We start from the raw sequence: 26,195 nt of genomic DNA, 5'->3' as shown, positions 1-26,195 counted from the left end.
TCCCATCAATGGTGTGACGTCACTGATGCGGTTTCTCTTCGGTTTATCGCGGGCGCTTCGCTCCCGTAAAGCTCGATCGCGATACTGCGGCCGGAACAGGGGGTCCGGCGGTGGCAGACCCGCTGTCGGCACTGTGGCGTCGCAGTACACGGATTCCCGCAGACCAGCCATCACGGCTGCCGCACGGCCCCCTGTCGCCTTTACGTCTGCGCGTCAATCAGGGCGCGGACATCTGCGGTGGGCCGGACGTCCCCGAAAGACCGGTAGACCGTGCGCAGTGTGGCGTTGTGGTCCTGGTCGCGGCCGGTCGCGTTGGCGTCGGCGATCATGATGACCCGGTAGCCGAGGGTCCAGGCGTCGCGGGCCGATGACTCGCAGCACACATTGGTGACCGTGCCGGTGATCAGAACCGTGTTCACGTCGCGTTTCCGGAGCAGTTCGGGCAGCGGGCAGCGGCCGGGGAAGAAGGCGCTGGGTGCGGACTTCTCCACCAGGAGGTCATCGGTGCCGGGGGTGAGGCCGTGCCAGAGCCGGTCCCGCAGCGGTCCGGTACCGCCGGCGGTGCGGAACATTTCGGCTGCTTCGGGGCCGTGGAATTCGTCGCCGGTCTCAGTGCGTTCGGTGCGCGCGGGCAGGACCCAGGCGACCGTACCGCCGGCGCTCCGCAGGCGGTCGGCGAGGTGCTGGATGTTCGGGACGATGCCGCGGGCGTAGGGGTTGGCATCGACGAAGAACGGCACCATGTCGATCACGACCAGCGCCGTACGTGCGGGATCGAGGCTCGTGTAGGCGAACCGGCGTCCGCGCCGTTCCGTATGGCGCTGATGGTCCCGTTCGTCGATGTGCCATGCATGGATACTCGCTCCGGAGTCGGGCACAGCAGGGCTCCTGTCGGACGTGGTCCAAGTACGGGCATCAAACCTGCGGGCAGGGTCGATGAGGACACAGCAAGCGGCGAAGGCCGGGGCGCCGGCGGGGTGCCCCGGCGGTCCGGCCTTCGCCCCTCGTCTCAGACGAGGGTGCGCTCCGCCAGCCGGTCACGCAGGTCCGACAGGTCGTCGTCGGGGAACTCGGCACGGCTTGCTGGGTGGTCTACGTGAGGGAATCGAGCCAGTGCGCGGTCGGCCGCGTGATGAGCCGTGCCTCCTTGTACCCCTGGGCGGGCGACACGATGGCGGTGCAGCGGTAGGTCGTGTCACCGCGCGATAGCACCAGTGCCGCGTCCGGCGTCGCGGGATCAGCAAGGTAGAGAGGCAGCAGGAGCTGTATCTCTGTTCCGCCCGGCTGCCACGCGGGTACCGCCGTACCCGGATAGCGTTTCGCGATGTCGCGGGCGCGGTTCACCGCACCGGCGAGCATGAGTTCCAGACCGAGGGAGAACTCCTTGAGCCCGGCCGGGAGAAGGCCGGAGATCAAGGGGATGAGCTGGCGGGCGGAGAAGTCCAGGGGGAGGTCCCAGTCGTAGACGTAGGAGAGAGGGTCCTGCGAATACACGGCTGCCGACGGGAGCTCGGGAAAGACGTCCAGCTGAGGTGCGCCCGCCACCAGCCAGCCGGCCAGTATCCAGTCCTGCTGATCGGGCCGGTGGTTCGGCCGGAAGATCCCGTAGATGTCCTCGTGCTGCCGGGTGATCAGCCCGGTGTTGAAGACGCACATGTCGGCGTCGGGGCTCGGCAGGACGGCCTCTGTGAGCAGAGCCTGCTCGAAGGTCCAGGTCACGTAGTACTTGAGAATCCCGAGGGAGCCGGGCTCTGCCGTCATGGGCATCTCCCAGGGCTCCTGCACGGCCATCCGGGCCAGCTCATCGAACCGGTCCTCGGACCCCGTGCCCGCCAGCCGCTCCTCCACGGTACGGCTGTGGCCGAGCCAGGCGAAGGCACGCAGCTTGCCGCGAGCGGGCGAGTGCCTGTCCGCACCAGGCGTTTCAGAAGTCCTGGCGCCGGGCGGCGTGTTGTCGTAGGGACGGCTGGTCGGATGCGCGTAGTCCATTGCGGACGGGGCGGCGGGGGTGAATGACACGACGGGCCTTTCAGACGGAGCGGGTGCGGGTGCGGGCGGCCGGACATGGTCCGGCGGCGTTTCCGGTCCGTGTGTGCGGACCGGCCCGGCGGTGGACGCCGGTGGCGTACTGGACCGGTGCCGACGTCCACCACGTCGGGTGTTCCTGACGGGTGGTGGATACCGGCACCGAGTGGTCATGTGTCCTGGCTCACCGGGTGGGGCGCGTCCGGTACTGCGGCTGGGGAGCGCAGCAGACAGACCGCTGCGCCGTGGCGGTCCGGCGGCGCGTACCACTGCCGGACGGCGCGGTGCGGGCGGGAAGGGATGGTGCCGGCCCGCCGAGGGTGTCTGAGCTCCGGTTCGGTTCGTTTCGGCCGCGCCGAATTGGACCTGGGCGGTCTCCGGGACGATGCCGTCTCTGCTCTGCGACGTGAACAAAGCTGCCCTGCGCTGTGCGAGCTGCTTCACCCGCGGCCTGATGGGTAGCCTGCGGACCTTGGGCTGCGTGTGTGGTGATGACCTGGTGGGCCACCCCAGCACTTCACGGCGAAGCTTCGGCGGCACGGGCCTGTCGCATCGACTGGATGTACAGGTGGGGCGCCAGGTCCGCCGCTTCGGCGGTGGTGCGGTGGGCGGCCTGCACCCTGGTGCCGCCCGCCATGTTGGCGTTGACGGTGACCAGGCCGAGTCTGCGCTGCCACGGGCCCTGCTCGACGGTGAGGGTCTGGACTCGTGCGGCGGGACATACCGCAGTGGTGCTTCGGAAGAAGGTTCCGGACCACGCGGTGAAGTATCCGTTCTCGAGACGGTACCCGAGTGCTCTGTGGAAGGGTGTGGCCCTGCGTGCTTCCGGCGGTGCCGGGATCGGCTCGTGCAGGTGGGCCACAGCATCCGGCCCGAGGAGGTGGAGCACCAGCTTCGCGGCGACAGCGCGCGGACAGACGGGGACAAGAACATCATTGGTGCGACCACCGGCAAGTTTGTGAAGGACCCAGTCGAGCCCCCGCCCCAAGGCGCGCTCTTGGAGCTCGCTCGGAACCTTGAGGCCGAGTTCTCTCGGAACCTTGGCCACCTCGACCTCGACCCTGACCCAGTCGAACCTTCGCCACAGCAGGGGCTGATGGAGCTCGATCGAGGCGACCCGGGTGTCGCGGAAGGTGCACTGTTGCGCATCGACCGCGCCGAAGTCGGCGCGGTAGCTGCCCTCGGCATTGCGGGTGACGGTCCATCCGCTGTAGACGAAGAGCCGCTTTCCCGTGAGGCCCCAGACCTTGGGGGTGAAAGCGATCAGGGTCGACAGAGCGAAGGTCCGGCCGGAGAGGATGTACGGGAGCAGGCCGATGGTGGCCAGGACGACTGATCGGAGGTTGGGACCGAGGTCGAGAAGGAGAGAGATGAAAAGGTCCCTGGTTTTCACCTGGTAGAGCTTTTGGGCAGCAGTGTCCTCGGCCAGGATGCGAGCCCTCAGCGCGCGGGCCTGGTTGAGGGTGAGGTAGGACAGGGACATCGTCGTACCTGACATGACGATGTGGAGGGTGCAGATCCCGATGATCCTTCCGAGGAACGGCCTCAGGATGTCGACATTCTGAACATGGTGGAGGTCGCACTGGTGCCGGACCTTGAAGAGCAGGCCGCTGCGATATCCGAGGGTGTTTCCGTTGACGCTGTAGTGGCTGTGCCGCCAGGCAGTAGCGAACAGGCCGACAACGAGTGCGACTGCGAGCGCCGCGGTGACGCATGCTGCCCAAGCGGGTATGTCGATCTTCTCTTCGCTGCCGGTAGTGCCGACACTGAAAAGATCGCGCAGTTGGTAGACGAGGGTACCCAGGGCGAGGAGAACAGCCCAGCTGTGGCGGAGCGGGGTGACCGGATGGAGGCGGCCTTCGAGGGACTGGCTCATACCAGAGGCCCCCGCACTCGGCCGAGTTCGGTGAGCCTGCTGTGCAGGTCATGTGCGACCTGCGGGTCGAGGTCCTCGATGGTGTCACTCCCGGCGGCGGTTTGGATGGTCAGTGTGGCGAGGTTGAAGCGCCGCTGGATGGGGCCGGAGTGGACCGTGACCGACTGGATTCGGGAATAGGCGAGGCCCGTGAGTTTGCGGGTGAGCAGTCCTGTGCGGATGTGCAGTTCTTCGTCGCCGAGGTGGTAGCCCCGGAAGTGCCAGGCGGCCTTGATGCGGTTCCAGCGCCAGGCGCAGACGGCGGCCGGAATCAGGCACGTGAGTGTCATGGCCGGGTCCCACCAGGCCAGCGTGTCGTGCCAGTCGTTGGAGTCGGTCACGAGCACGTAGACGATGCTGATGACGTTGGCGGCGATCAGACCGAGCAGTGCACTGCTGCCGAGGACCGTGAGAACGGATGCGATGCGGTTGACTCTGACACTGCGTTCAGGGTGCCGCGTGAGCTCGGTATCGGGAAGAGTGAATGGCGGTTCAGGCGTGATGTATTGGGGCACGTCTGGTCTTGTTCCTTTCTGAGGCAGGCGGACTCGGTGTGCGGTCAACGGTGAAGAGCAGATCGGCGGAGCCGCCGTGAGCGGCGGTATACGACCTTGCTTCGGAGCCAAGATCCCGGGACCGTCCGGCCGGCGCCACGGCGGCCACCGGGGGGAGGCGGTGTACGGACCGGTCGCGGAGGGGACGGCCGCTGGGGTCCTTCCGGCGACCTGTGACTGCGCCGGTTGGCGGGAACAGCACCGGGTACTGCCCTTCCGCGTGTTCGATCACCGTGGGGTGCGTCCGTCCCGGACGGCGGGCGGCGAGCGGCCCGGTGACGGGCCGGAGCTGGCCGGCAGTGAGGCGTCCCTTCACATCCCCTCCCCGTGCATGTGCCGGCTCGCCTCGGGGATGGGGGACGGCTGGACTCGGCTGACCGGGGAAGGGGCCTGGTTCCCGCTTCCGGCGTGCCGGTTGTCGTGCGGCTGATACGTCTGTGCGGGGCGGTGAAGGATCGTGCGCAGTGCCGTCGCGTCGAACTCGGCCCGAAGGGGCAGGTGATCGGACAGTCGACGTAGGTCGAGGGTGTCGCAGACGCTGAAGCGGGTCAGGGCTGGAGCGAGTTCCGCACTGAGGTATCCGCGGTCGATGCAGTACCTGGCGCCGGAGGGGCGCCCGGGGTAGTCGCGGTAGCCGGATGTGGCGGCCATGGCATTGGGCTGCTGCAGGTTCTGGGCTGCGTGGCGGGCCATCTCGGTGAACCCCGCGGCCAGGAGTACGCGGTCAGGGCGCACGTCGGTGTGCAGGCGGTTGTCGTACTCGTAGGTGCGGTTGGTGACGAAGGCGAGGTCGGTGTACTCCTCCCACGCGATGCTCGTGCCGTCGCGGTAGCTGTTCATGTCGCCGAACAGCATGGCCAGCCAGCCGGCCTTGGCCAGGGTGGTGCACCAGCGCGCTTCGACGATCCGCAGCTCGGGCGAAAAGTAGCAGGCGTGCATGCTGACGCAGCTGATCTGGCGGGGGCTGAGCGTGCCGTCGGGGTCACGGAGCTTGATGGCGATGTTCGCCGGTGCGTGCCACGGCGCCCATGCCTGCGGGTACTCCTCCGTACACACCAGTGGCCCGCCCCGACGGACGAAGATCGCGTTGTCGTTCGAGCTGCCGGGCAGGGGCACGGCGATGTATCCGTCCATGCCGAGCAGCTCCGACAGCTGGTCGAGCTGGCCCGGCTGCACCTCCTGGTGAAAGTAGATGTCGGGGAGCTGCGATCTGATCCAGGCAGCCCCTTTTTCCCAGTTGAGACCCTTTTCCATATTCCAGTTCACTGCAGTAATCGTGGTTTTCATACGTGTGCCTTTCGGGCATGGGGGCGGACTCGGCCGTGACGGAGACCGGCAAGGGCCCGACTCGGCAGTGGCGCTCAGCAGGGGCCAGGCGTGGCCGGTGCGGCAGACAGGCCGGCACGGTGCTTGCGGTACCGAGGTGGGCGGGAGTCAGGCAGACAACCCCCGGGACGACGGCCCGGGGGATCGGTTGCGGTCGTTGGGGATCGCGTGCGGACGCTGCCGGGTTGAGCAGGACGTCAGGTGCGGGCCCGGGTCATCTCCCGCCGGCCGCGGCTGTCGGCGGGGCGAGCGCGTCGGCGAGGACATCGGGCCGCCAGTACTTGCCCTGACCCTCAACGGCCCAGTACAGCCCGGATCCGCCCCGGACCCATGGCGCGGGAATCCGTCGCAGGATGGCGCCCCGTCGCCACAGCCTCCCTCCGGAACTGCGCCACCCATCAGGCAGCACCCCGGGCTGCACGAGAAACAGCGCGGTGCCGCCCTCCACGTCCCCCAGGACCGGCCCCCACGACTGCCCATGTGCGTGGATCAGAGTCCTCAACGCGGTGCGGCAGGCGTCCGGGGTCGCGCGCACCACGTCGACATCGAGGCCGGTGACCACATCGCCGGACAGCACTCCCATCCCGTCAGGCGGCCACGGCACACCGTCGGGCACGAGACGGAGAGGGTCGATGCCGCGGGGCCGACGGACGGGAGGCGCACCCGACCGAGGGCGGCGAGACGGCGACTCGGTGCGCACCGTACGGGTGTGGAAGCTGGGCTCTGTCATCTCGCGACCGGTGAGCGCCCCGCAGGCATAGCCGCGGGCGATCAGTGCGCAGTCGCTCTCGCCCTCGGATCTCAGCACCGACAGAGCGGACTCGACCTGGTCCCTGGACAGGCCCGTCTCTCTGGCGATGGCGGCTGCCAGGGTTCTGTCGGGTACATCGAATGCGAGGTGCCGCCACACCTCCAGAACCTCGGTGGGAAGATCATCCGCCCCGCCTTCGGGCAGGCGCACGACGGTGATCAGGCCGTCCCTGACTGCAAGATGGGCCAGGGCCCGGTCCGTGCCCACGGAGTACCCGCCGCGGCAGCTGCGGCGATAGTCCCTGACGGTGCTGACGGTCAGCTGCTGCTGCTCGGCGTACGCGGTATCGCTCAGGCCCTGCAGCAGACCCTTCAGGGCCTGATGGTGGCTGCTGCTGGGCCACCAGTCAGGTGGCGGATCCGGAGGGCCGGCGGGGATGCTGACAGTGAAGGGGGCCCGCAAAACGGACATGGGTCGAGTACCTCCGGGTTCAAATGAACAGAGCCGGCGGGCGGCTGTGTGGGATCTGTGGGCCGGGGTGGACGCGGACCTGCCCGTTGGTGTTCCAGCAGGAGTTCCATGGGGCGCGAGGCGGGCTGCCGGGGCCGCCCGAGCGGGCCGCCCGGCGTGGCACGCATCACGCGGGCCACGGTGCGCAGGAAGGTCAACAGCACGGCGGGCTCTTCCAGGTCCAGGTCGTTGCGCAGGGGCAGCAGCTTCTCGAAGAGCTGGCGGGCCTCGTCGTCGATCGACCCGGCCGATCATCGTGAGGTCGTCGGCGAGCCAGAACGAGCAGGCCAGGAACGCGCCCTCGTCGCCCTCCAGGCCGTCCACGCCCGCGGCGTCCCCCGCCGTGGGGTAGCGCAGGACGAAGCCGTCCTCCGTGGACAGCTCACGCTGGATCGCCTCGATCGTGCCGATGACCCGCTTGTCGTCCGGCGGCAGGAAGCCCATCTGCGGAATCAGCAGCAAGGACGCGTCGAGCTCCTTCGACCCGTACGACTCGGTGAAGGTATTGCGTTCCTTGTCGTAGCCCTGTTCGCAGACGTCGCGGTGGATGTCGTCGCGCAGCTCGCGCCACCGCTCCAGCGGTCCCTCCGCGTCCCCGGACTCGACGGCGTGCGAATCGAAGAGGGGCAGGCACAGCCAGTCGGCCGTGCCGTCCCGGCGGACCAGGGCGGCGGTCTGCATGTCTCCGATGAGTGCGTAATCCTCGATGCGGCGGCTCATGGTGTCCTGATTCGTTGTGGGTGTGGGGTGTTGGTCTGTGGCAGCCGGACTGGCACTCGGTGCCGGGGTGGGGAGCGGGAGGTGGCTCATTGCTGTCCCCGGTCTGCGTCCGGTGCGGGGGGCAGCGCGCTCAGGGACCGGAGATCGGCGACCCGGTTCTCCGGGAGCTGGCCGTTCCGGTACTTGCGTTGGGCGTTGCGGAGCCAGGTTCTGAGGCTGATCTGGTGTGGGTGCGGGGTCTGCAGCCCGGCGGGTACCCGGACATGGCCGTTCTGGGTGTGGAAGGCCCGCAGTGCGGCGAGGGCATGCTGATAGCGGTCATCCTTGGCGTTGCGGATGAACCCGATCCGGTCCAGGTGAGCCACGACTGATGGCGGTGCGGTGCCCGGGAACCGCTGGCGGAGGTTGGACACCTGAACCCCGAGATGCCGGGGTTTCTCGCCGTCCGTCATCCAGGGGCGGGGGACGTTCAGATGGCCGAAGCGGGCCTTGTATGTGTGCAGGTCCGCGAGGAACTGCAGCCAGACGTCGTCCATTTCCCACACCATGCCGATGGCGTCCAGCCGCCTGACAGTCTCGGAGTCCAGGCGGTCTGACCGCCGCTTCAGACGCAGTGCCTTGATCCTGGTCCCGGTCAGAGTGCCGGTCGGGACGAGGAGGTGCCCGTGCTGAGCGTGAAAGGCCTCCAGTTCGGTCACCAGCAGGTCCAGGCGGTGCTGGATGACGTCCCAGATCATGCCGAGTGCGTCGAGCTGCTTCTTGCGTTCGGGGCGCAGGACCCCGGCGCGCTGGTTGCGCCGCTCGCGGACGATGCGCGCGCCGAGCGGATATCCGGACGGGGTGACGCAGTGGTCCGGAATGTTCAGGTCCCCGTGCTTGTCCCGGTACCAGGAGCAGGCGCCGAGGAACTCCTCCCACGAGTCGGTCAGCGACCGCACGGCCCGCACGGTCACGGCGTCCGCGAAGCCGGGAGGGACGGGCACACCGGACAGGCTGAGCCAGTCGGGGAGTTGGCCGCTGCCCGTGTACTGCTGGGCCCCCATGTCATGGCGGTGCCTGCGGAGCCTGCCGGCGAAGTCCTCGTCGTGGGAAGCGAGCGCGGCCACGACCCGCCACACCTCGTTGAACGCCGACGCGGCCAGTGCCGTCTGCGGGTCCTCGCCGGCCGCGAGATGGACGGGGATCAGGATGGAGGCGACCTTGTTCCTGCGGCCGCCCAGCCGCAGGGCCCGGCCCACGGCCTGGACGATGTCGATCGCTGAGCTCCGCGGGGTCATGAATGCCACGCCGTCGACCGCTGGAATGTCGAGGCCCTCGCCCAGCATGCGTGCGTTGGCGACGACGGCGAGCCCGTCCCCGTCGTCCTCCAGCAGGCTGCGGGCGGCGTGCCACTGGGCCGGGGTTTGTTTCGCCTGCACCCAGTCGGCGCGCACCGGGTACGGGTCGCCGTCCAGCAGGGCCGCGGCGTCGGGGAGGGTTGTGGCGAACCACCGGGCGTCGGCTACCCGGGTGTGGAACGTGATGATCTTCCGGAGCCCGCGGTCGCGGGCCGCCCGCAGCAGGGCGAGCTGTGAGGCCAGCATCGTGGGCGACACCGCCCGCGGGCCGGTGTCCAGGAAGAGCCCGGCACCCGGGCGTGCGGTGGCCGCGTGGACATCGTCGTCCGTGATGACGGAGACGACGGCCTCGTACGGTGCGAGGAGACCCAGGCGTTTGGCCTCGCCGAAACTCAGACGGTACTGGGGACCGAACACGGCCGTGTCACCCATGCTGATCGTCCGCGTGCCTTCGACAATCCTGGGGGTGGCCGTCAGGTAGAGACGCCGCACCCCGGGAATCCGGCTGTCGTCGTGGACGATGGCCCACGACTTGTTCTCCGCCCCGGTCGTGCGGTGTGCTTCGTCGACTGCGATGAACTCGGCTGGTGGCAGACCGAGTTCATGGGCGCGTGCCACGACGGGCAGGCTGTGGTACGTCGCCAGGATGGTGATGCGCGTGGACTTGCGGTGGATGTCGGCCAGCTGCTGGGAGTCGGTCGTGACGTGGACGCGGTCACCGAAGAGCTGGCGGTGGTCGTCCAGCAGCCGCCGGTCGGAGCACACCGCCACGACGGTGCCCAGAGCCTGCGGTCCGAGATAGGACTGCCATTCGCGCAGCGTCTGGTCGAGCAGGCGCACATACGGGGCGGTGAACAGCACCGGCCCGCCAGCCGGGCCGGATGTCCGGCGCAGGACGTCCGCCGCGACCAGGGTCTTCCCCGTACCGCAGGGCAGCACCACGCTTCCCCGCCCGCCGCGTGCGAGTGCCTCCGCCGCGGCATCGGACGCCGCCTGCTGGTGCGGCCACAGAACGGGAGTATCAGACACGGGCAGTCTCCCCGGGCTGGACCATGCCCGGCCGCGCGGCAATGTAGAAGGCAGAACCGTGGGGCCCCTCGGGCCGGTGGGCAATCACACCGTCCTTTTCGAGCAGCAGATGCACCCCGACGACCAGGGCCCCGGGTGCCGCCACCGACGTGCGGCGAATGGGGTCGCGCGGCAGGAGCTGTGCCGGGTTGAAGGGCCGGCCGGGCAGCCGCTCGGAGCCGGGGCCGCCCGCCTGCCCGGTAGGGCCGGAGGAGTCGGCGAAGACACGGCCGGTGGCCGGGGGCGTGGTCTCGGCGGTGGGCACGCGCGGCGCGGGTGCCTGACCCGCCTTCGGCAAGGAATGGCGCATTTCTATCCATTTCGGGTGTTCTGTGCACAGGTTGAAGTAAGGAGAGCGGTGGAAGTCCCGGTGCGCCCGGCCCGTGGGCGCGTCGGCGTGGTGACCGGCCGGGTCAGTGGCGGGAAGGCAACTCCGCCGCTGCGGGGCGGGCGCCGCGGCACATCGCGTGGATGTCGTCCGGGGCGGGGGAGGGCTGAGTGCCCCCAGCCTTCCGGCTCCGGTGCATCCGTACGCATCGGGAACCGGAAGGCCGAAGCGGGGGGCGCTGAGAGGTTGCCTCCGCGCCCGTGCCCCACTGCTGTGGGGAGCCGGATGTCACGCCGGTCTGGAGCTCCCTGCGAAAGGTGCAGCCTCACAACGGTGAGGAGAGGGAGGAATAGTGTGCGTCGCGACGGTCTGAGGACGGGGAATGGGCCCGGGAGGTGAAGGGCGAGAAGAAGCTCGGCTGCCCCACCGCTGTGGGGAGTCGGCGGTAAGGCCGGTCTCGATCTCCCTGCGCGTGGTGCAGCCTCACGCATGTGAGGAAGGGAAGGCCGATGCTCTTCGCGAACGACCCTAGACGAGAACCGCGATCTTGTCTTCCTCGTTCTGTTCGGTGAGGTGAATGCGCATGCGCAGCAGCCCGCAGCCGTAGGCCTTTGCCGGGCCGATGCCGGTGGTCAGGGCCCGTACGAGGAGTTCGGGGTCGCGAACGCGGCCGCGGGCGGCCGTGTCCCTGCAGATCACGGTGAGGGGTCTGCCTCTGCGGCTTCCGGTGATACGGACTCGCTGGCTCGTTGTGATGTCGCCGGGGGCCGTGTCCAGTCCGATGCGCGTCAAGTGGCGGTGCATCCAGTCTGCGGCGTCGTGCGGCGCGGTGAGACTGAGTCGTTTTCCGGTTTCGAGGTTCCTCAGCACGGGGTTGGCGATGACCCTGATGGCGATGAACTCACCGGCGCGCAGATGGTGTTCGACCGGGAACACGTCCGCTCTGGTGAGGCGGCCGTCGTTGATCAGTGGTTGCCAGTCGGGCTGGACGGGGGCCTGTACGAGCACGCGTTCGGGCGGCGCTGCCAGGAGTCGGTGCTGTCGGTCGGTCAGGGGATCACCGCGGTGTGCGGCATACAGCACGTTCTCCCTGCGGGGCGTGGGAGCGGCTCCGGTTGGGGCGGGGAGGGGGAATCCGGAGAGGACCAGCGCATGGAGGTGGTGCACGTTGTTGCAGCGTTCCTGTTCGCGCGGAGTGAGGGTAAGTGCGGACCTGAGTGTGGTGAACGTGGCCGCGGGGCGGATGGTCATCGGGAGAGCTCCGGAGCGGGTGGCAGGACGGTCGAGGTCTGCAGGAACAGATTGGTGTAGGTGCGGGTGGAGAACTGGAGTGGGTTCTCGGGACTGGGCCATGCCCCGGCAGCCGGCTGCTGCGCTTCGGTCCACACGGTGGGCTCGGCCGCGGTGGCTTCGGGCAGCAGGGGGACACGGCCGGGCCATTGGCCCGGGCCGTACGGGGTGATGCCGTGGGCGACGCTCTGTGCGGGCGGACAGCAGCGCCGGCCGAGGAAGAGCACCCGGGCGGGCCGGCGCAGGGCGCCGTCGATGGCGGCGGCGAGAGTTGCGTCGTCGGTGCTGAGCCCGGCAAGGAACCCTGCGTCCTCGAGGTAGTGCTTGGTGATCAGGACGGGATCGCGGCTGCGTTTCTGCCGGGAGGGGCGCAGTGTCCCGTCCCGGTTCAGGCCGGGGTCGCGCGGCGCACCGTACCGGCTCTCCGAGTCCGGGGTGTTCTCGCCGGCCGGAGGGAAATGCCCGCCACCGGCGGTCTGCTGGTCCCGTATTTCCCGGCCGGGCCGGTCGGCCCGCACGGCGAACGTCATGCTGGCGAGGTGGTGGAGAGGCTCGTCGTGCGCGAGCCCGAGGGCGTTGGCGACCAGGCCGATGACCGTGCTCTTCGTGGGGCGTCGCCGGGTTCCGCGCTCCTCCCAGTGTGCTGCGGTCCCGTAGGACTGCATGGGGCCGGTGAGCCGGAGCAGCACGGTTTCCACGTCAGTATCCCTTCACGGTCAGTACGTCCGGGAGCTCGGGAGGGGCCTCGCCGGCCGGCGGCTGCCACAGGGCTGTTCCCTGCCGAAGGCCGAGGTGGTGGAGGTAGGCGGCCAGGCGTGCGGCGGCGTGGGGGCCCGCGGGCTGTGAGGTGACCGGTTCCTCGAAGGCGGGGCCGGCGGTCAGGGCTTCGTCGCAGGTCGCGACGACGGCGAGGGCCGGGCGGGGTGCGGATCCGTGGCGTGAGCGTCTGGCTTTGGGCAGGCTGCGGACGATGGCGCGTGTCCAGCGGCGCTCGGCGCTCTGGGCCAGCGCTTCGACGTCCGCCCCGCTGCGCCCCGAGAGGGCCAGCGTCTGCCGCAGCTGGTGCCGGTCCAGTGCGGCCTGCCGGTAGAGGGTGCCCGAGACGAGGTACTGGCGGCCCAGCATCCCTGACCTGCTGAAGACGCCGCCCTCCTGGTAGTCGTCATGGGCTGTGAACTCGTCGGTGAGTCGGTTGAGCGGGTCGGCCCCGAAGCCGTGGGCGATATGGGCGGCGGAGAAGATCCGCCTGTCTGGACGGGGGAGTTCGGTGAGCAGTCGGCCGAAGAGGGCGATCTCCTCCACGGTCCCCGGTGCCAGGACATCCTGGGCCGCGGTGACCAGTGCCACCGGAAGGCCGCTGAGCGGGGTCCCCGGGTCGCTGTCGCCGGCGCGGGACGTGCCTGCGCTCTGGGATGCGGCCACCCACTCCGCGATGGTGTCCTCCATGGCCTCCCGCGGGCCGTCGAGGTCGTCCAGGTGGGTCATGACGATCCGGGCCAGCCGGGCGGGGGCGTCGGCCGGGACGTAGGCCATGACCTTCGTCTGGCCGGGCCTGGACGGATTGATGCTGAGGCCGCTGGCGGCCACGACGAGGGCCGCCAGCGGGTGGGCGTCTGCGGCGTCGACGCCGTGTTCCGCTTCCAGCTGCTGGGTCACGGCCGTCGGGAGCGACCGGGTGGAGAGAGCGTGGGCGCCCGCGTGCTGCTGGGTGCCGTCGGTGCGCAGGTACTCGCGGGCGGCCCGGGCGAGGGACTGGGAGGAGACCCGCATCCGTTCCGCTCCCCCGTAGCGGAGGGTTTTGGGCAGGTGGTCCATGTCCATGTTGAGGTTCATCCCGACCAGGGAGGTGAGGGAGTGGACGACCACGAACGGTCCGGGGCTGTCGGTGACGTCGGTGGGCTGCCCGCGGTCGGGCAGCGGGCGGGGGGTGAGGTCGGTGGCGCGCGTGGTCATGCGGCGAGGTGTCCTTCGTCGGCGGAGGCGGGCTGTTCGCGGCGGGGAGGCAGAGGGCTGGCGGTGTAGAACTGCGCTCGCCACGCTTGCCGGACAGCCGGCCCCCAGTGGGAGAGGTCGTGCAGGAGCCAGGTCCAGTCCGGCGTCATACCGCCCCTCGCGGCATCACGGACCAGATGCAGGAGCGGGGCCCGGAGGTCCTCCAGGCACTGGGCGTCCAGGACCAGGGTCACGGACGCGCGGGTGGCGCGGTGTCCGGGGCCGCGCCGGCGGCCGGTGCCGCCCGCCCGCATCAGCCGGGCGATCGGCGCGTTTCCGTACACCGGTGCGCTGGAGGCGGCCCGGCGGTGGGCGGCGAACAGGGCGGCGGTGAGCATGGCCGCCTCGTGGAGTTCCTCGGGCACGAGCCTGGTAACCGAGGCGTAGGCCGGGTTGGTCGGGTTCGGTTCGGCTGCCCAGGCGGCGAGGTCAGCCATGAGCGCCCGGGTGCGGTGGCTGCGCGCCCAGGTACCCAGCTTCCGGGTCAGTACGTCGACCGGGTCGTCCGTTTCCGCCGGGCGGCGGGGGGTGTCTGCGGTGACGAACAGGCCAAGGTCGCCGGCGGCGAGGTCGTCGAGCAGCGCGGTGGTCCGCTCGGTGTCGGACGAGCGCATGAAAGTCTCCTGGTGCAGGTGCGTGGAGCCGAAACCCGGCCGGGCTTCGGCGGCCTGGGCGCGGGTGTTCATGACGTGGGCGGCGGCGCCTTTCCCTCGGAAGTCGCCGAGCAGCGAGCCCGGCAGGAAGACGTGGCGGACGTTGTCGATCTTCTTGAGGCTGACGGTCAGGCCGGTGACGCGGACGTCCGGCGGCTGACAGCCGAGAGCCTCAGCGGCGCGGCGGGCGGTGTGTGCCCAGCTGCCCGCGGGCGCGGTCCACCAGCTGTGCAGCAGCGGGGCGGTGTCCTCTTCGCCGGTCACCGCCCTCGCGGGCAGCGGAGCCCCCGACTCGGTTGTCAGGAGGTCTCGGCAGCCGGGCCGGTCGGTGAGAGGGGCAGTCTGCTTGCCGGGACGCCTGCCCTGGGCGAACAGCACCCGCGCGACGGTGCCCTCATCCTGCGCCAGCAGCAGGATCCGCCGGTGATGCCACGTCAGCGCACCGCTCTCACTGGCGGGTGCCTGCCGTTGCCCGCGCGCCGGGCGTGAGGTGTAGGTCCAGTGCGCTGTGCCGGGCCCTCTGCCGAGGACAGGGATCAGCCGCCAGCTCAGCACCTGGGAAACGGTGCCGTCCGGCTGGATGACCAGCCCGCCGCACGCCGCAGACCGGGACCCGAAGGTGGACCCCTTGCCGTAGACGGATTCGTTGCCAGTGATCCGACCGCTCAAGCACCACATCTGCTGGACCAGAATCAGACCTGCCGCGCGGGCGGCGGACACGGGAACGGAGGCGTGCAGATGGCGATGATCGGAGAGCAGCGGCCGCCGGACCGCCGCGGTCACATCGAGGTACAGCACCGGGATCGCCGCGTCGGGCCGTCCCTCTGCCACCGCGTGCAGCGACCCGTCCTGGAAGAGCGGCTTGTGGGGATCGAAGAGGTCCAGATCACCGGCGTGGGCGCGCACCCAGCGGGCCGCGGGTTCGAGGTCGAGCCCGTGGAGAACCTGGTGCCGGTACTGCTGCTTCCCCGAAGGCGCGGATCCTGCCGCGTAGGCGACGGCGAGCAGCAGCCGCACCGTCGCCGCCCACAACAAGGGGTCGGTGGTGACGAGACGGACCCGGTCGCCCTGTTCCAGAACCTGCGCGAGCGACAGAAGCGCCAGCTTCCCGCACGGGTACGCCACCTCTATGAAGGGCAGTTCGGCCAGGCTCACGGACGGGCGGAACGCCGCAGTGGCCGCAGTAGCCGTCACTGGTGCTCCGCCTCCTCCTGCTGCACGGACAGCTGGTCCGCCAGATCCTGCAGAGCCTGAGCTTCCGCGGGGGACTGGACCAGGGCCTGTGTTCCGGCCGTGGCGCGCAGCATCCGGGCCAGCCACTGCTGCTCGGTGGTGCCCTCGGCGTAGACGTACAGCGTCAGCGACCGCTCCCCGTCGCGCTGCGTGCGTCCCTCCGCCTGCAGGCTGCGCTTCCCGCCGGTCAGTACGTCGGCGATCACGCAGGCCCGGGGCGTCTTCGTGGCGTCCTTGCCCTTGCCCGCGCCACCGCGTTCACCCGCGTGCAGGTTGATGCCCTCCAGCGAGTTGACGACCGCGACGAGCGCCTGCCCCGCCTGGAACGCCTGCCGCTTCATCTCCCGCAGCCCCCGCGAGGCCCCGGTGATCTCCACGACCCGGTCCGGCAGCCCGCGCGCCGCCAGGGCCGCCGCGGTGAGACGGGAAAGGGCGGAGACGTTGTCGAGATACCAGGCGGGGACCACCACCTGATAGCCGTCCTCCACCAGCCCGGCCACGATCTCGGCGACCTTCGGCGCCTTGAGCAGCGACGCCTTCTGCACCTGACGCAGGGCGGGGGACCTGTCGTCGGCCGTGCCGTCCCCGATTTCCAGCCCGTGAAGCGCACGGAACTGTGTCCAAGCGGCTTCGTAGCGGTCCCGGTCCTCCGGGGACAGCTCTACCGGGCGCAGTTCCCGAGTCAGCGTGGGAAGGCCGATCTGCTCGGCGGTCGCGGTCGTGCCCACCGCCCCGGAGAACAGCAGCGACTCGATGCTCTTCACGTCGGTCCCGCTCACGCTGTGGTCCCACCGCCCGTCCTGCCCGGTGTTCAACGCGAAGCCGAACTGCTTCTGCAGCCACGTCCTGTGCTCGGCCATGCTCAGCCGGCCCGGCGCAGGAACTTCAGCGACGTGGGCCAGCAGATCGCTCACGTAGCCCGTTTCCTCCGGGCTGGAGAAGGGGGAGGCCGAGGCGCGTGCGAACCACGGGCGGCTCCCGGTCACGCGATCGGGCAGGACGAGCCGGTCGATCAGCCGGGAGCGCACGGAGTCGGGGGAGACCATCATGTGCGACTCGTCCACGATGACGGCGTCGAACCGGACGCGCGGAATACCTCCCTCGGCCGCGTACCCGGCGGCCTTGTCAGCCGGCAGAGAGTTCAGCTGCCGCACGGGGTGATCGAACAGCCGCCACAATTGCTCGGAGTGGATCACCACCCACCGTTTGCCGCCGCTGCCGAAGTAGCTGATGGCGCTGCGCCACGCGGGGACCACGTCCAGCTTGGTCACCACGAGCACGGCCTTCACCTTCGGGAGGTCGAGGGTGGCGTTGATGAGCATGGCGGTCTTGCCCGACCCCGTCGGATAGGCCAGCAGGAAGCCCGGCGCCCCGGACGCATGCGCCTGTGCCATCAGCCGCACCGGCTGGACCTGGTGGTCTCGCAGAGCCGGACGCTCACGCTCTACGGGAGGGGGCGGTGGCATACGCCCGTTGAGAATGTCCTCGACCAGCCACTCCAGCGAGTGCAGCCGTGCCGCATACGGAAGAAGAGCACGAGGAAGACGCCGCCCCCGGTATACGGGCAGACGCCATCGTGCATCCCACCGGACTCCGGGAAGGCTGGGTGTCGCGTGGCTCAGGACGAACGCGTGCTTGGCCTGATCCGGAGGCGCGGGCGCGGATATGGCCCGGGTGGTCTGAGAACTCACGATGCTGTGCTCCTGGTGCGTGACCAACGAAGAGAAAGAAAGGTGGGGGAGGCCGGGAAGCTCGGTCCCGCCGCGCAGTTGCTGGTCGCCGCCCGGATGGGCCCACGAGAAGCAACGCCCTGCGTGACGTGTTCCTGGTTTTCGGGCTGTGATCGACCGGTTCGGCGCTCGGACATTGCACATCTGAGGTCACCGTTATCTCTGGCGAGGTCTGATTGATGCCGGTCTCCGCACCACCAAGAAGGAGCGAGTACCTCTGATGCGGCAGCGGAATATGTCTGCTGGCGCGGCCGCACAACGGCACTATCGGACATGCGTGCTCCGTCCGTGTTCGGCACGGTGACGAGCCGGTGCGATCGCAGTGCGGGGCATGTAGTAGGCGGGGCCGTGGGGCCCCTTGGGCAGGTGCTCGACGACGTTGCGGTCAGCGAGTTCGGCCAGTGCCTCCAGGACAGCGGTGTGGCTGATTCGGAGGCGGTGCGCGATGAGTCCTGCGGGGACCGCGTCGCCGGGTCTGCGGCTCGCCAGCTGCTGGTGAACCTTCTGCAGGATCTCCGCGGTGCGGGAAAGGGTGGTGCTGTCGGTTGGTGCGGGAGCCATGGAGCCGGTCCTTCGGGTCAGGGTTGCGGGGCGGGTCCCGGAGGGGAGCAAGCCGGGCGTACGGGGATGTAGCTGGGGTGTCGTTCTGGGGGCTGCCCAGTAGCGGGGCACGTCCTGGGGTCTCGCCGTGCGCAGAGCCGCGTCAGGGCGGGCAAGGCGCGGCACGTCTGTGGGGCGGCTGCTACTCAGGCGGGTGTACGGCCGCGGGCTCTACGCCCGGAGCCGCGGCCAGGGTGGCCCTGCGGCCCAGCCACTCGTCGGGGCGCGCGAGTTCCCGCTCGGTCGGTACCAGTCCCGCATTGCGCCATACCGCGTTGAACTCGGCGTGGCCACTCCCGGCAATGGCCTGCGCGACGAAGCGGGCTCCTTGCCGGGCGCGGCGCTCGGTCCGGCCGCAGTCGAACAACTGAGTCAGGAACGCCTGACGGCGATGGCGGGCTGACGGCTTCAGCCGTCGCCGCTCGTCGGGCTGGCCGAGAAGGGAAGGCGCCACCGCATCGACGACCCACTGGGCATGCCCGTCCATCAGCCGGTGCGCCGGCCGTGAAGGGTGGGAGGCGTGGGGCGGCCAGATCCTGGGCGGGACGACCACGCCTCGGCTCGCGGTGATCTGCGCAAGGTGGGCGAGCGAGCGGATCAGCCGCTCGGTCAGGGCCGCGGGATTCTCCAGTACGCCCTGGTGCTCCAGGGCGTCCACCGAGATCAGGATGGTCGGCTTGTACTGGCTGTCGACCACCGGCTCGGGATCGGCGAGCGTCCATGCCCGGTCGGCGATCCTCGTGGCGACACGCGGCATTCCGGAGGCCAACTGCTTGTGGAATCGGGACAGTTCGTAGTGCGCCGAATCCCGTTCTGCTGCACCCCTGGCTCGCCTCCCGTATTCGGCAACCCAGCCGGAGCGGTCGCGGAGATCGTAGGTGGCGCGGGGCAGACCGAGCTTCGTCACATCCCTCACCATGGGTGCTGCTTCGGCCAGGGACTCGCTGATCCGTCCGACCAGATCGTCGTGCACTTCTCCTGTCTTTCCGGTGTTGTCGAGGACGGTGAGCTCGGTCATCTCGGTCAGTTCTCCTGCTTTGGCCTGCCTGCGGCGGGCAGGCGGGTGTGAGTGGTCGTGAAGGCGCGCTGGAAGCGCTGGTGAATGGCGGGCGGGGCTGCTACGGATGGGCGGGTCGGTCAGGAACGGACGGGTACGGCTGCGGCGAAAGGGGAACCGGCATCAACGCTCTGCGGCGCTGTGACGGCGACGTTGAGAGCGTCGGCTGCGGTCAGCGGTGAAGCCGGGCATGGTCTGTTCCTCGTGGCGGGCAGAGGGCGGGGCGGCCGGGTGCGCCACTGTTGGTGGCGCCGAGCATGCCGGTGGGGTCACCGGCGAGGGTCCCGGCCGGGCCGGGTGGGTTCGGTGAGTTCGTGGGCGAGGTCGGCGAGTGCGGTCTCCAGGACCGTGAACCGGTACTGCCGTTCGTGCAATGGCACGGCGACGGTGGGCAGTTGACGGCATGCGGTGGCCCGGGCGGCGGCCTGGCGGAGGCGGGAGTGTTCCAGCGGCCGTGTGGCCGCTCGCCTGTAGGTGTTGCGGGCCAGGCGGGCCAGGACATCGTGCTGCAGGGTTTCCTGGAGGGTCATGTCGCGTGCGGGCAGGCAGGTGCCGTGCTGCCAGTGGTGGAGCGCGGCGTCCAGGGTGGCCTGGATGTCCGGCCGGCTGAAGGGCGCGCTCTCCTGTTGCCGGGTCGGGTCCTGGCCGGTGATCGCCAGCAGGCGCTGCGGCCACTGCTCGGGGGGAAGGCCGCCCGGTGGCTGGGCGACGTGGGGGCGGGCGCGGCCGGGCAGCAGGACTCTCTGATCGGCGAGCAGGTTCAGTGCCTGGGTCACGTCGGCCGGTGTGGCGAGGAGGATCCGGGCGAGTACCTGTCGCACGGGTAGACGTGTGCCGGGCGGGTAGGCGCCCTGGCCGATGACGGTGCCGAGCAGGTGCGCGGCGCGGCGCGCGGTGTGGCCGGACGGGCGGTCGTCCCGGACGTACCACCGTCCGTTGACGGCATGGACAGCGTGTATGTCGGCCAGGTGGGCCAGGTGGTCCAGGGCCTTGTGCAGGTCGGCGGGGGCATGGTCCGTGCAGCCGGTCAGGTGGGCCATGGTGAGGCGGGCGCCTGGTGTGTAGAGGCCGTCGGCGATCCGTGCGCGGATCTCGGCAGCGGCCGCCAGGTAGGGGGGCTGGGGGCCGGTCGTTGCCGGGGGGACCTCGGCCGGGTCGCAGCGCAGCGTTGCGGTGGGCGGGACGGTGGGTGTCATGGGGAAAGCGGCTCTCATCGGGGGCGGACAGTCGCGGCGGTGATGACCGAGCCGAGGACGAGCAGCACGGTCACGACATGGGCGAGGACTTGGGTGCGGGTGGGGCGCGACATCACCGTGTCCCGGGTTCGTGCACCGACCGGGCGGCCCAGGTGTGCTTCCGGGCTGCCTGTTCGAGCAGGGCTCGGGAGGACGTCGGATCGGTGGTGCCGAGGACGCCGTCGGTCCGGTCCGACCAGGTGCCGGGCGGCTGGTAGTCCACCCAGTCGGGTCCCGGGCGGGCCAGGACGGGCCCGCCGGGCAGGGTCATCTCCACGTGGTGGCCGGGAGGCTGCGGGATGGGGTGGGCGGCCGGCACGATCCGGATCGAGGTGCCGTGGTCCACCAGGCTCAGCAGATGGTGGAGCTGCTCGGCCATGACGGCGGGTGTCCCGCTGCCGCGTTCGATCACGCGTGAGTCGAGGATGTAGACGGTGTCGGCGGGCGGGTCCAGCGGGGCACCGGGGAGCAGGGTGGAGGGCTCGGCGACGTTCCGCGCGTAGCGGGGGGTCTGCACGGGGGGCGGGAGCAGTGTGGTCGACAGCCACCGCACGCGGCCGGCCTGGCGCGTACAGGCTGCGAGACGTGCTGCGTGGCCCGGCTCTTTGTCCTGGACCGCCGGGTCGTCCGGGGTGCCGGGCACCAGGAGACATTGCAGGGCCCATGCGTCCTGTCCGCACCGGTAGAGCACGGCCAGGGCCGCGAGAGCGGCGGGGCTGATCCGGTGGGTGCCGTGCTCGATGGCGGCCACGGTGTCCGGGCTCACGCCGAGGAGGGCGGCCGGTTCCGCGAGGAGCATGAACCGTCGCCGGCGCGCGTCGCTCAGGATCGCGCCCAGGACTGCTGCGGTGTGGTGCGGCTTGCTGTCTGTCATGAGCAGCACTCGGCGTTCCTGCGGAGGGAAGGGCGGGCCGGTGCGTGGGGAGCCGGGGTCGGGGTGGCGGCGGCCGTTCCGCAGCGGGTGTGGGGCCGGGAGCGGCCGGCCGGGCCGGGACGGTTACGCATGGTGGCCTTCCGGGGCGGACGGGTGGGTTTCGTCGAGGAGCCAGTGGAGCCGCGGGGTGGTCCACAGAGGTGCGGCGGGCGGCACGGCCCAGTGGCTGCCGTCGCGGCCGGGGGTGTGCTCGCCGGGCAGGTGTATGCGGGTGTGGGCGGCGGCCCGGCGGCCCCGGGGGGTCCGCCACCGGGTGGGGATGCTGTCGGCGTGGGCGATCAGCAGTGCGGTGCCGGTTTCGGGCCGGGCGAGCACGGGCCCCCACTGCTCGGCTCCGACACGGTGCAGGAAGGCGCGGCAGACCTCCGGTTGCACGATGAGGAAGGCGAAGTCCCCTCCGCTGACGGTCCCGTGGAGAGGGTGCGGGCCGGGTGACGGGGGGAAGGGGTCCCGCCAGGTCATGCCGGGAGGGATGAGTGCGAGCGGGGCGGGCCCGGCCGGGGCCGACGACGAGGTGGACCGCATGCTGGAAGGGCGGCGTCCAGAGCGCCGCCCGGGGCGCGTGATGACGTCCTGCGCGGTGATGACGCCGCTGGCCCAACCACGGACCACCAGCTGCCAGTCCGCTTCACCTCCGGCCCGCATCTGCTGCAGCACCGAGCGCACCCGCTCGCCCGGCAGCCCACTGACCGCCGCGATCTCGGCCGGCAGTTCGGCGTCGGGAACATCCAGGACGACACTGCGCCACACGGCCGCGACCTCCGCCGTCGCCTCGGGGCCCGGGCGCAGTTCCGGAGGGTCGAGAAGACCGTTCGCAAGGGCCTGGTGGGTGAGCGCGCGCAGTGAGGTGACGCCGACGGACCGGGAGATGGTCTGGAGATGCCTGCGGACGCTCTTCGACCTGATGCCGAGCTGCTCGGCGGCCTTCTCGATGCTCCGGCTGCTGGGCAGCACGTCGAGCACGAACTGCTGGCGCTCGGTCAGATTCCACCTGCTGCTGCGCGACGGGCCGTTCTGCGCCCCAGTCACCTGCCGAGGCTCTGCCACCGATGTCGACGCCGCAGCGGAAACGCTGCCCGCCGACCGTGAAAGGTGTGTGCCTTCACGACCGGACAGCAGGCCGACCGCGAAGGCGCGGGTGATGAGCCCGCAGTAGTTCAGCTGGTGACGCTCCTTGAGGTTCTCCAGGATGCTGCTGACCCGGCCCTTCGATGTCCGTGCCAGCTGGGAGAGCGCCCTGGGAAGCTGCGCGTCGGGCACGTCGATGCGCAGACCGGCCCACAAGAGTTCCTCCAGTTCGCTCAGCTGCGCCGGTGCCTCACGGACCGGCGGCCGGGGTATCCACTGGCGGGCCAGGCTGACGTAGACCAGCGAGCGTGGTGTGGTGACGCCCGCCTTGTGCTTCGCGTTGCGGAGAAGACGTGCCGACGACTTGATCCCGAGCCTGTGATCGATCTCCTGCGTGCTCAGTCCCTCGGCGAGCAGGATGGCGACTTCCGTCTCCCGCGGTGTGAAGGGGAGTTCGGTGCTCATGACGTCCTCCCGCGCACAGTGGACGGCCCGCTGCCGGAGATCGCGGCATCGTCTTGGGTGCGGGGTTCCGCAGGGGCAGGCCGCGCGTTGGGCAACGGTTGGCGGGCGAGGGTCAGGAGATGCCCGGGATCGGCCTGGGTGATCTGCCGAAGATCACACACGAGGCGGGTCACGACCGTGGCGGACAGCGTCTGCTCGTCCTCCAGGAGCACCTGCTGCTCCGGCAGCATACGCAGGCCGCCCGCGCCGGGCGGCGGGAAGACCGTTCCGTACACCGCGATCAGCTCACTCTGCTTCACCCACTGCAGGTTCCGCCCCTGATCCGCCAGAACCGGGCAGAAGTGGAACGCGCAGCGGGCGCAGGAAGGCGGCATGTCACTGGGACCGCTGAAAGCCGCCGCACTCCCGTCGCGCCGACGGGCAGGCAGGACGTACAGGATGCCGTGCTCGCTGCGCGCTGCGGGGGCGCCGCAGCCTTGGCACAGGCGGTTGAGGATGCAGTGCGCCTGCCGGTAGGGGCAGAGCACTGTTGCGACGGGTCGTCCGGACGGCGCTGTGCCGGCCGTGCGGGCGAGGAGGAACTCCGTGTCGGGGTACCGGTCGTAGGGCCCCGGTTCCTTGTAGTCGATCCATCCGTCGGGTCCGGTCACCAGGCCGCTGGTGTCCAGGCGTCCTTCGCCCTCGGTGAGGGCGATGAAGGGGGTGTGGGCCGTGTCCAGCGGGCCGGGAGCATCGCAGCGAGGCGGCACGCTGGACGGTGGCGCGTGCGTCACCGGGCTTGCCTGAGCAGCGAAGCGGTACATGACTATCCCAATTCATTACATATCGTGCGGGTTGGGGCGTGGAGGTGCGTGGATCCGGGGCAGACCGGACCGGCGGAACTCTCTCCAGGGCTCTGCGGGCGGCGCTCGCCTAGGGGATGCGGCCTATCCCTTTCCTCACGCTGTGGTGGCGGTGCGCTCATCGTGCGCGGAGCCCGGGAGGGCGTGGCGGGTGTGTTCCCTGGGGTGAGCGGCGGGATACGGGGCGGACGGACCGGGTTTCCGGACGTGCTACGCATCGCTCGCCTCCTCGGTGGGAGCAGACGGCGCGCCGATGGTGGACTCCACGGTGCTGAGGGCCTTACCGCGGGCCTGTTCGAGCAGGGTTCGGCTCATCGTCTCGGATTCGGAATGGTCGAGTGCCCGGTCGAGCATCAGGCGGCACGCATCGCCCCGTGAGAGACCGCGGTAGGCGAACCCGTTCAGCCGCCACAACGTCCCGCCGGTGAGAGTGTGCTCGGTGATGCTGGCGACCGGCATCGCGAAGGGGGTGTCGAGGCGGAGCACCCGAACAGTGACGTGGGGGAGGGTGTCCAGGAAGAGCAGGTGATCCAGTTGCCCGGCCATGACCTCGGGGCGGCCGTAGTGGCGTTCGAGGAGACACTCGTCCAGGACGAGCTCCCAGGTGCGCGAATCGGTGTCCTGTGCCTGGGGGGCGGCGATCGGGGGGAGAGATCCGGTGACGGGGCCGATGAGGTGCCCGCGGGGGAACAGGCTGGCGTATTCGGCGGTTTGGAAGGCTTCGGGGATCCGGTCGAGCGCGAACGTGCGCACGCCGGTCGATGCCCGCAGCGCGGCGTTCGCCCGGTCCGTGTTCCCGGGGTAGGGGTCGCTGAACTCCTCCCGCTCCCACGGCAGTCCGGAGGACCACATTCCCTCCGCGGAGGGCAGCAGCCGTTCGAGAAGACGCTGGGCAGGGTAGTCGTCCAGGCTCACCGCCTCGAGAACCCGCCTGATCCGCCCGTCCAGCCGGTGGCTTCCCGACTCCCACAGACCGAGAGCCAGCGGCGGCACGGACATACGCCCGGCGGCCGCCGGCAGGGCGACGCCCTGGTGCTCGCGCAGCGCTTTCAGCGTGGCACCGACCAGGAGCAGCCCCGGTGCGCGTGCGGGCTCCCGGGCCAGGAGGCCGGTGACGGTCGTCGGCTCGGGCCGGGTCGTCTTGGGCGCGGTCACGGCCGCGTACGCATGTGATGCGTCGGCCGGCAGGTTCCAGGTGGTTCGCAGGTGCCTCGGAATGTGCGGGGGCTCGCCCTCGCGCCATCGGCCCGTGGGCCGAAGCCCGGGAGGAAGCAGCTCCCACGGGCCGAGGAGCTCTTCGATGGCGGCCCTGGACCGCGGCCGGTAGTCCAGGCCCTTCTCGGCGTATGCGCCGGCGAGGGTGGACATGGTCGTGGGGTCGTCGTCGCCCGTGGCGTGAGTGATGGAGACCGCGCTGCCCAGGGGGAGCAGCTCGTGGAGGCTGCGCAGGGTGAGGGCCGCCTCGTCGCCGGTGAGCCAGGGCAGGACATCGTGCAGGATGACGCCGACCGGCCGGTCGAGGTCGAGGTGCTCGATGACTCCGTGGTCGGTGAGCAGCGCGGGGATGTCCCGGGCGTCCGCCTTCACCGCACTCGTGCCCCGGAACTCGTCGAGTTGTGTCTTCGCGTGGCCGTACACGTAGCCATCGTTATCGGCGTACACCACTCGGGCATGAGCCTTGTGGACCGCCTCCACGACGTCGAAGGTGTGCGGCGGAATGTGCTCGCAACCCTCCTGCACCCCGGACCCGCCCATGGTGCCCCAGCAGGAGGGGTACCCGCAGCCGAGATCGATGACCTGGGTGATGCCCAGCTCCTCAGCCAGGACCAGAGCCGCCTTCGTCCGATGCACCTTGTTGATCCACATCGAACGCTGCACCCAGGGCACCTGCTCCGCGATCTGCCGCCCGAACACCTTGTCGGCTGTGAAGTGTTCGCTTCCGCCGGTCAGAAAGTCATAGACGCGTGGCGGCCACGGCATCGCGGTGTTCCGGGTGCCGGGCGGCTCTTCGTCGGTAGCTGCCGCGTCGGTAGGCGGTTCCTGCTCAGACACGGTTCTTGCCTTCTTCTTTCCGGGTGGCAGCTGCCTGTGAGGCGATGTTGGGGGACTTCACGACGTAGTAGCCCGGCCCGGCGTGGCCCCTGCGGAAGGTCACGAGTCGGTCGGCGATCAGCAGTCGGCAGGCGCGAGCCACATGGAGGGACGCCACCCCATGGCGGCCGCGGAGCAGCCCGGTCGGCAACGGAGATCCGGGGGCGTAGCGGCCGGTGGCAATCCCGGCCCGCACGGCACGGTCGAAATCGGCGTCCTGCGGATGCGTCTCCTCCGGCCGCAGCCGGTAGCGGTACGCCCTTCTGCCTCCGCATCGCGCGATCTCGCCAGCGGTCTCCAAGGCCATCAGCGCCACCCGCACGTGCTCGGGCAGCTCTCCGAGCTGCTCCGCCAGGTCAGGGGTCGCAGGGAGGGCGGCACCGTACGGGTAGTTCGAGATGGTCGCCCGCAAGCGGGTCTGCAGCTGGTCGCGCTGCCATCGAGCCCGGGCTTCGCGTTGACTGGCCATAT

The 26,195-nt window shown here is 70.2% G+C and carries 21 protein-coding genes and 1 pseudogene; all 22 read right to left on the bottom strand.

Annotation, left to right across the window (positions count from 1 at the left end):
* Positions 1-200: 200 nt before the first annotated feature.
* The 22 genes and pseudogenes from OG251_RS36735 to OG251_RS36630 all read right to left on the bottom strand — a co-directional run bounded on the left by OG251_RS36735 (position 201) and on the right by OG251_RS36630 (position 26,193).
* The gene (locus OG251_RS36735; protein WP_326681608.1) at positions 201-878 is read right to left on the bottom strand and encodes an isochorismatase family cysteine hydrolase; all 678 of its coding nucleotides are present in this window, start codon (positions 876-878) and stop codon (positions 201-203) included.
* A gap of 214 nt (positions 879-1,092) precedes the next feature.
* Positions 1,093-2,019 (bottom strand): DUF3825 domain-containing protein, encoded by a 927-nt coding sequence (locus OG251_RS36730; RefSeq protein ID WP_326681607.1) that lies wholly within the window; start codon positions 2,017-2,019, stop codon positions 1,093-1,095.
* A 523-nt stretch (positions 2,020-2,542) separates the two neighbouring features.
* Entirely contained in the window at positions 2,543-3,901 is a 1,359-nt protein-coding gene (locus OG251_RS36725) for a PH domain-containing protein (RefSeq protein ID WP_326681606.1), read from the bottom strand.
* Positions 3,898-4,455 carry a PH domain-containing protein gene (locus tag OG251_RS36720; protein WP_326681605.1) on the bottom strand — a complete coding sequence of 186 codons (558 nt, stop codon included), beginning with the start codon at positions 4,453-4,455 and terminating at the stop codon, positions 3,898-3,900. The genes OG251_RS36725 and OG251_RS36720 overlap by 4 nt, the downstream gene beginning before the upstream one ends.
* Before the next feature lie 351 nt (positions 4,456-4,806).
* On the bottom strand, positions 4,807-5,760 hold the full coding sequence (locus OG251_RS36715) for an endonuclease/exonuclease/phosphatase family protein (RefSeq protein WP_326681604.1): 954 nt from the start codon (positions 5,758-5,760) through the stop codon (positions 4,807-4,809).
* Between the two features lie 274 nt (positions 5,761-6,034).
* Positions 6,035-7,042, bottom strand: coding sequence for a hypothetical protein (locus OG251_RS36710; protein ID WP_326681603.1), 1,008 nt, complete (start codon positions 7,040-7,042; stop codon positions 6,035-6,037).
* 215 nt (positions 7,043-7,257) lie between these two features.
* Positions 7,258-7,687: pseudogene (locus OG251_RS36705) on the bottom strand (glycoside hydrolase family 15 protein); the annotation flags it as partial.
* 200 nt (positions 7,688-7,887) lie between these two features.
* A complete protein-coding gene (locus tag OG251_RS36700; RefSeq protein WP_326681602.1) occupies positions 7,888-10,167 on the bottom strand; it encodes a DEAD/DEAH box helicase in 2,280 nt (759 codons plus the stop codon).
* Positions 10,160-10,516, bottom strand: a complete 357-nt coding sequence (locus OG251_RS36695) for a hypothetical protein (RefSeq protein ID WP_326681601.1) — start codon at positions 10,514-10,516, stop codon at positions 10,160-10,162. The genes OG251_RS36700 and OG251_RS36695 overlap by 8 nt, the downstream gene beginning before the upstream one ends.
* Positions 10,517-11,062: 546 nt before the next feature.
* Positions 11,063-11,785, bottom strand: coding sequence for a type I-E CRISPR-associated protein Cas6/Cse3/CasE (locus OG251_RS36690; protein ID WP_326681600.1), 723 nt, complete (start codon positions 11,783-11,785; stop codon positions 11,063-11,065).
* On the bottom strand, positions 11,782-12,522 hold the full coding sequence (gene cas5e, locus OG251_RS36685; RefSeq protein WP_326681599.1) for a type I-E CRISPR-associated protein Cas5/CasD: 741 nt from the start codon (positions 12,520-12,522) through the stop codon (positions 11,782-11,784). Before cas5e ends, OG251_RS36690 begins: the two co-directional genes overlap by 4 nt.
* Position 12,523: 1 nt before the next feature.
* Positions 12,524-13,777, bottom strand: coding sequence for a type I-E CRISPR-associated protein Cas7/Cse4/CasC (locus tag OG251_RS36680; protein WP_326681598.1), 1,254 nt, complete (start codon positions 13,775-13,777; stop codon positions 12,524-12,526).
* Complete coding sequence (locus OG251_RS36675) at positions 13,774-15,663, bottom strand: type I-E CRISPR-associated protein Cse1/CasA (RefSeq protein ID WP_326681597.1); 1,890 nt, start codon at positions 15,661-15,663, stop codon at positions 13,774-13,776. Before OG251_RS36675 ends, OG251_RS36680 begins: the two co-directional genes overlap by 4 nt.
* The gene (locus tag OG251_RS36670) at positions 15,660-17,324 is read right to left on the bottom strand and encodes a DEAD/DEAH box helicase family protein (RefSeq protein ID WP_326682745.1); all 1,665 of its coding nucleotides are present in this window, start codon (positions 17,322-17,324) and stop codon (positions 15,660-15,662) included. Before OG251_RS36670 ends, OG251_RS36675 begins: the two co-directional genes overlap by 4 nt.
* A gap of 372 nt (positions 17,325-17,696) precedes the next feature.
* On the bottom strand, positions 17,697-17,993 hold the full coding sequence (locus tag OG251_RS36665; RefSeq protein WP_326681596.1) for a hypothetical protein: 297 nt from the start codon (positions 17,991-17,993) through the stop codon (positions 17,697-17,699).
* A gap of 181 nt (positions 17,994-18,174) precedes the next feature.
* Positions 18,175-19,050, bottom strand: coding sequence for a zinc-dependent metalloprotease (locus OG251_RS36660; RefSeq protein ID WP_326681595.1), 876 nt, complete (start codon positions 19,048-19,050; stop codon positions 18,175-18,177).
* A 308-nt stretch (positions 19,051-19,358) separates the two neighbouring features.
* Positions 19,359-20,285, bottom strand: coding sequence for a hypothetical protein (locus OG251_RS36655; protein WP_326681594.1), 927 nt, complete (start codon positions 20,283-20,285; stop codon positions 19,359-19,361).
* 112 nt (positions 20,286-20,397) lie between these two features.
* Positions 20,398-21,198, bottom strand: coding sequence for a helix-turn-helix domain-containing protein (locus OG251_RS36650; RefSeq protein WP_326682744.1), 801 nt, complete (start codon positions 21,196-21,198; stop codon positions 20,398-20,400).
* Between the two features lie 123 nt (positions 21,199-21,321).
* A complete protein-coding gene (locus OG251_RS36645; protein WP_326681593.1) occupies positions 21,322-22,791 on the bottom strand; it encodes a hypothetical protein in 1,470 nt (489 codons plus the stop codon).
* On the bottom strand, positions 22,788-23,564 hold the full coding sequence (locus tag OG251_RS36640; protein WP_326681592.1) for a hypothetical protein: 777 nt from the start codon (positions 23,562-23,564) through the stop codon (positions 22,788-22,790). The genes OG251_RS36645 and OG251_RS36640 overlap by 4 nt, the downstream gene beginning before the upstream one ends.
* 279 nt (positions 23,565-23,843) lie before the next feature.
* The gene (locus tag OG251_RS36635; protein ID WP_326681591.1) at positions 23,844-25,685 is read right to left on the bottom strand and encodes a Scr1 family TA system antitoxin-like transcriptional regulator; all 1,842 of its coding nucleotides are present in this window, start codon (positions 25,683-25,685) and stop codon (positions 23,844-23,846) included.
* Entirely contained in the window at positions 25,678-26,193 is a 516-nt protein-coding gene (locus OG251_RS36630; protein WP_326681590.1) for a hypothetical protein, read from the bottom strand. Before OG251_RS36630 ends, OG251_RS36635 begins: the two co-directional genes overlap by 8 nt.
* Positions 26,194-26,195 lie beyond the last annotated feature (2 nt).

This window comes from Streptomyces sp. NBC_01237 (assembly GCF_035917275.1).
Lineage (GTDB): Bacteria > Actinomycetota > Actinomycetes > Streptomycetales > Streptomycetaceae > Streptomyces.
Note: the sequence above shows the minus strand (reverse complement) of the source record. Positions and strands in the feature narration are given on the sequence as shown.

Coding starts and splice junctions, on each gene's coding strand:
- OG251_RS36655 (WP_326681594.1), bottom strand. CDS start 20,285: ATGACACCCACCGTCCCGCCCACCGCAACGCTGCGCTGCGACCCGGCC.
- OG251_RS36725 (WP_326681606.1), bottom strand. CDS start 3,901: ATGAGCCAGTCCCTCGAAGGCCGCCTCCATCCGGTCACCCCGCTCCGC.
- OG251_RS36695 (WP_326681601.1), bottom strand. CDS start 10,516: ATGCGCCATTCCTTGCCGAAGGCGGGTCAGGCACCCGCGCCGCGCGTG.
- OG251_RS36645 (WP_326681593.1), bottom strand. CDS start 22,791: ATGAGCACCGAACTCCCCTTCACACCGCGGGAGACGGAAGTCGCCATC.
- OG251_RS36660 (WP_326681595.1), bottom strand. CDS start 19,050: ATGACCGAGCTCACCGTCCTCGACAACACCGGAAAGACAGGAGAAGTG.
- OG251_RS36690 (WP_326681600.1), bottom strand. CDS start 11,785: ATGACCATCCGCCCCGCGGCCACGTTCACCACACTCAGGTCCGCACTT.
- OG251_RS36630 (WP_326681590.1), bottom strand. CDS start 26,193: ATGGCCAGTCAACGCGAAGCCCGGGCTCGATGGCAGCGCGACCAGCTG.
- OG251_RS36710 (WP_326681603.1), bottom strand. CDS start 7,042: ATGTCCGTTTTGCGGGCCCCCTTCACTGTCAGCATCCCCGCCGGCCCT.
- OG251_RS36680 (WP_326681598.1), bottom strand. CDS start 13,777: ATGACCACGCGCGCCACCGACCTCACCCCCCGCCCGCTGCCCGACCGC.
- OG251_RS36650 (WP_326682744.1), bottom strand. CDS start 21,198: ATGACAGACAGCAAGCCGCACCACACCGCAGCAGTCCTGGGCGCGATC.
- OG251_RS36665 (WP_326681596.1), bottom strand. CDS start 17,993: ATGGCTCCCGCACCAACCGACAGCACCACCCTTTCCCGCACCGCGGAG.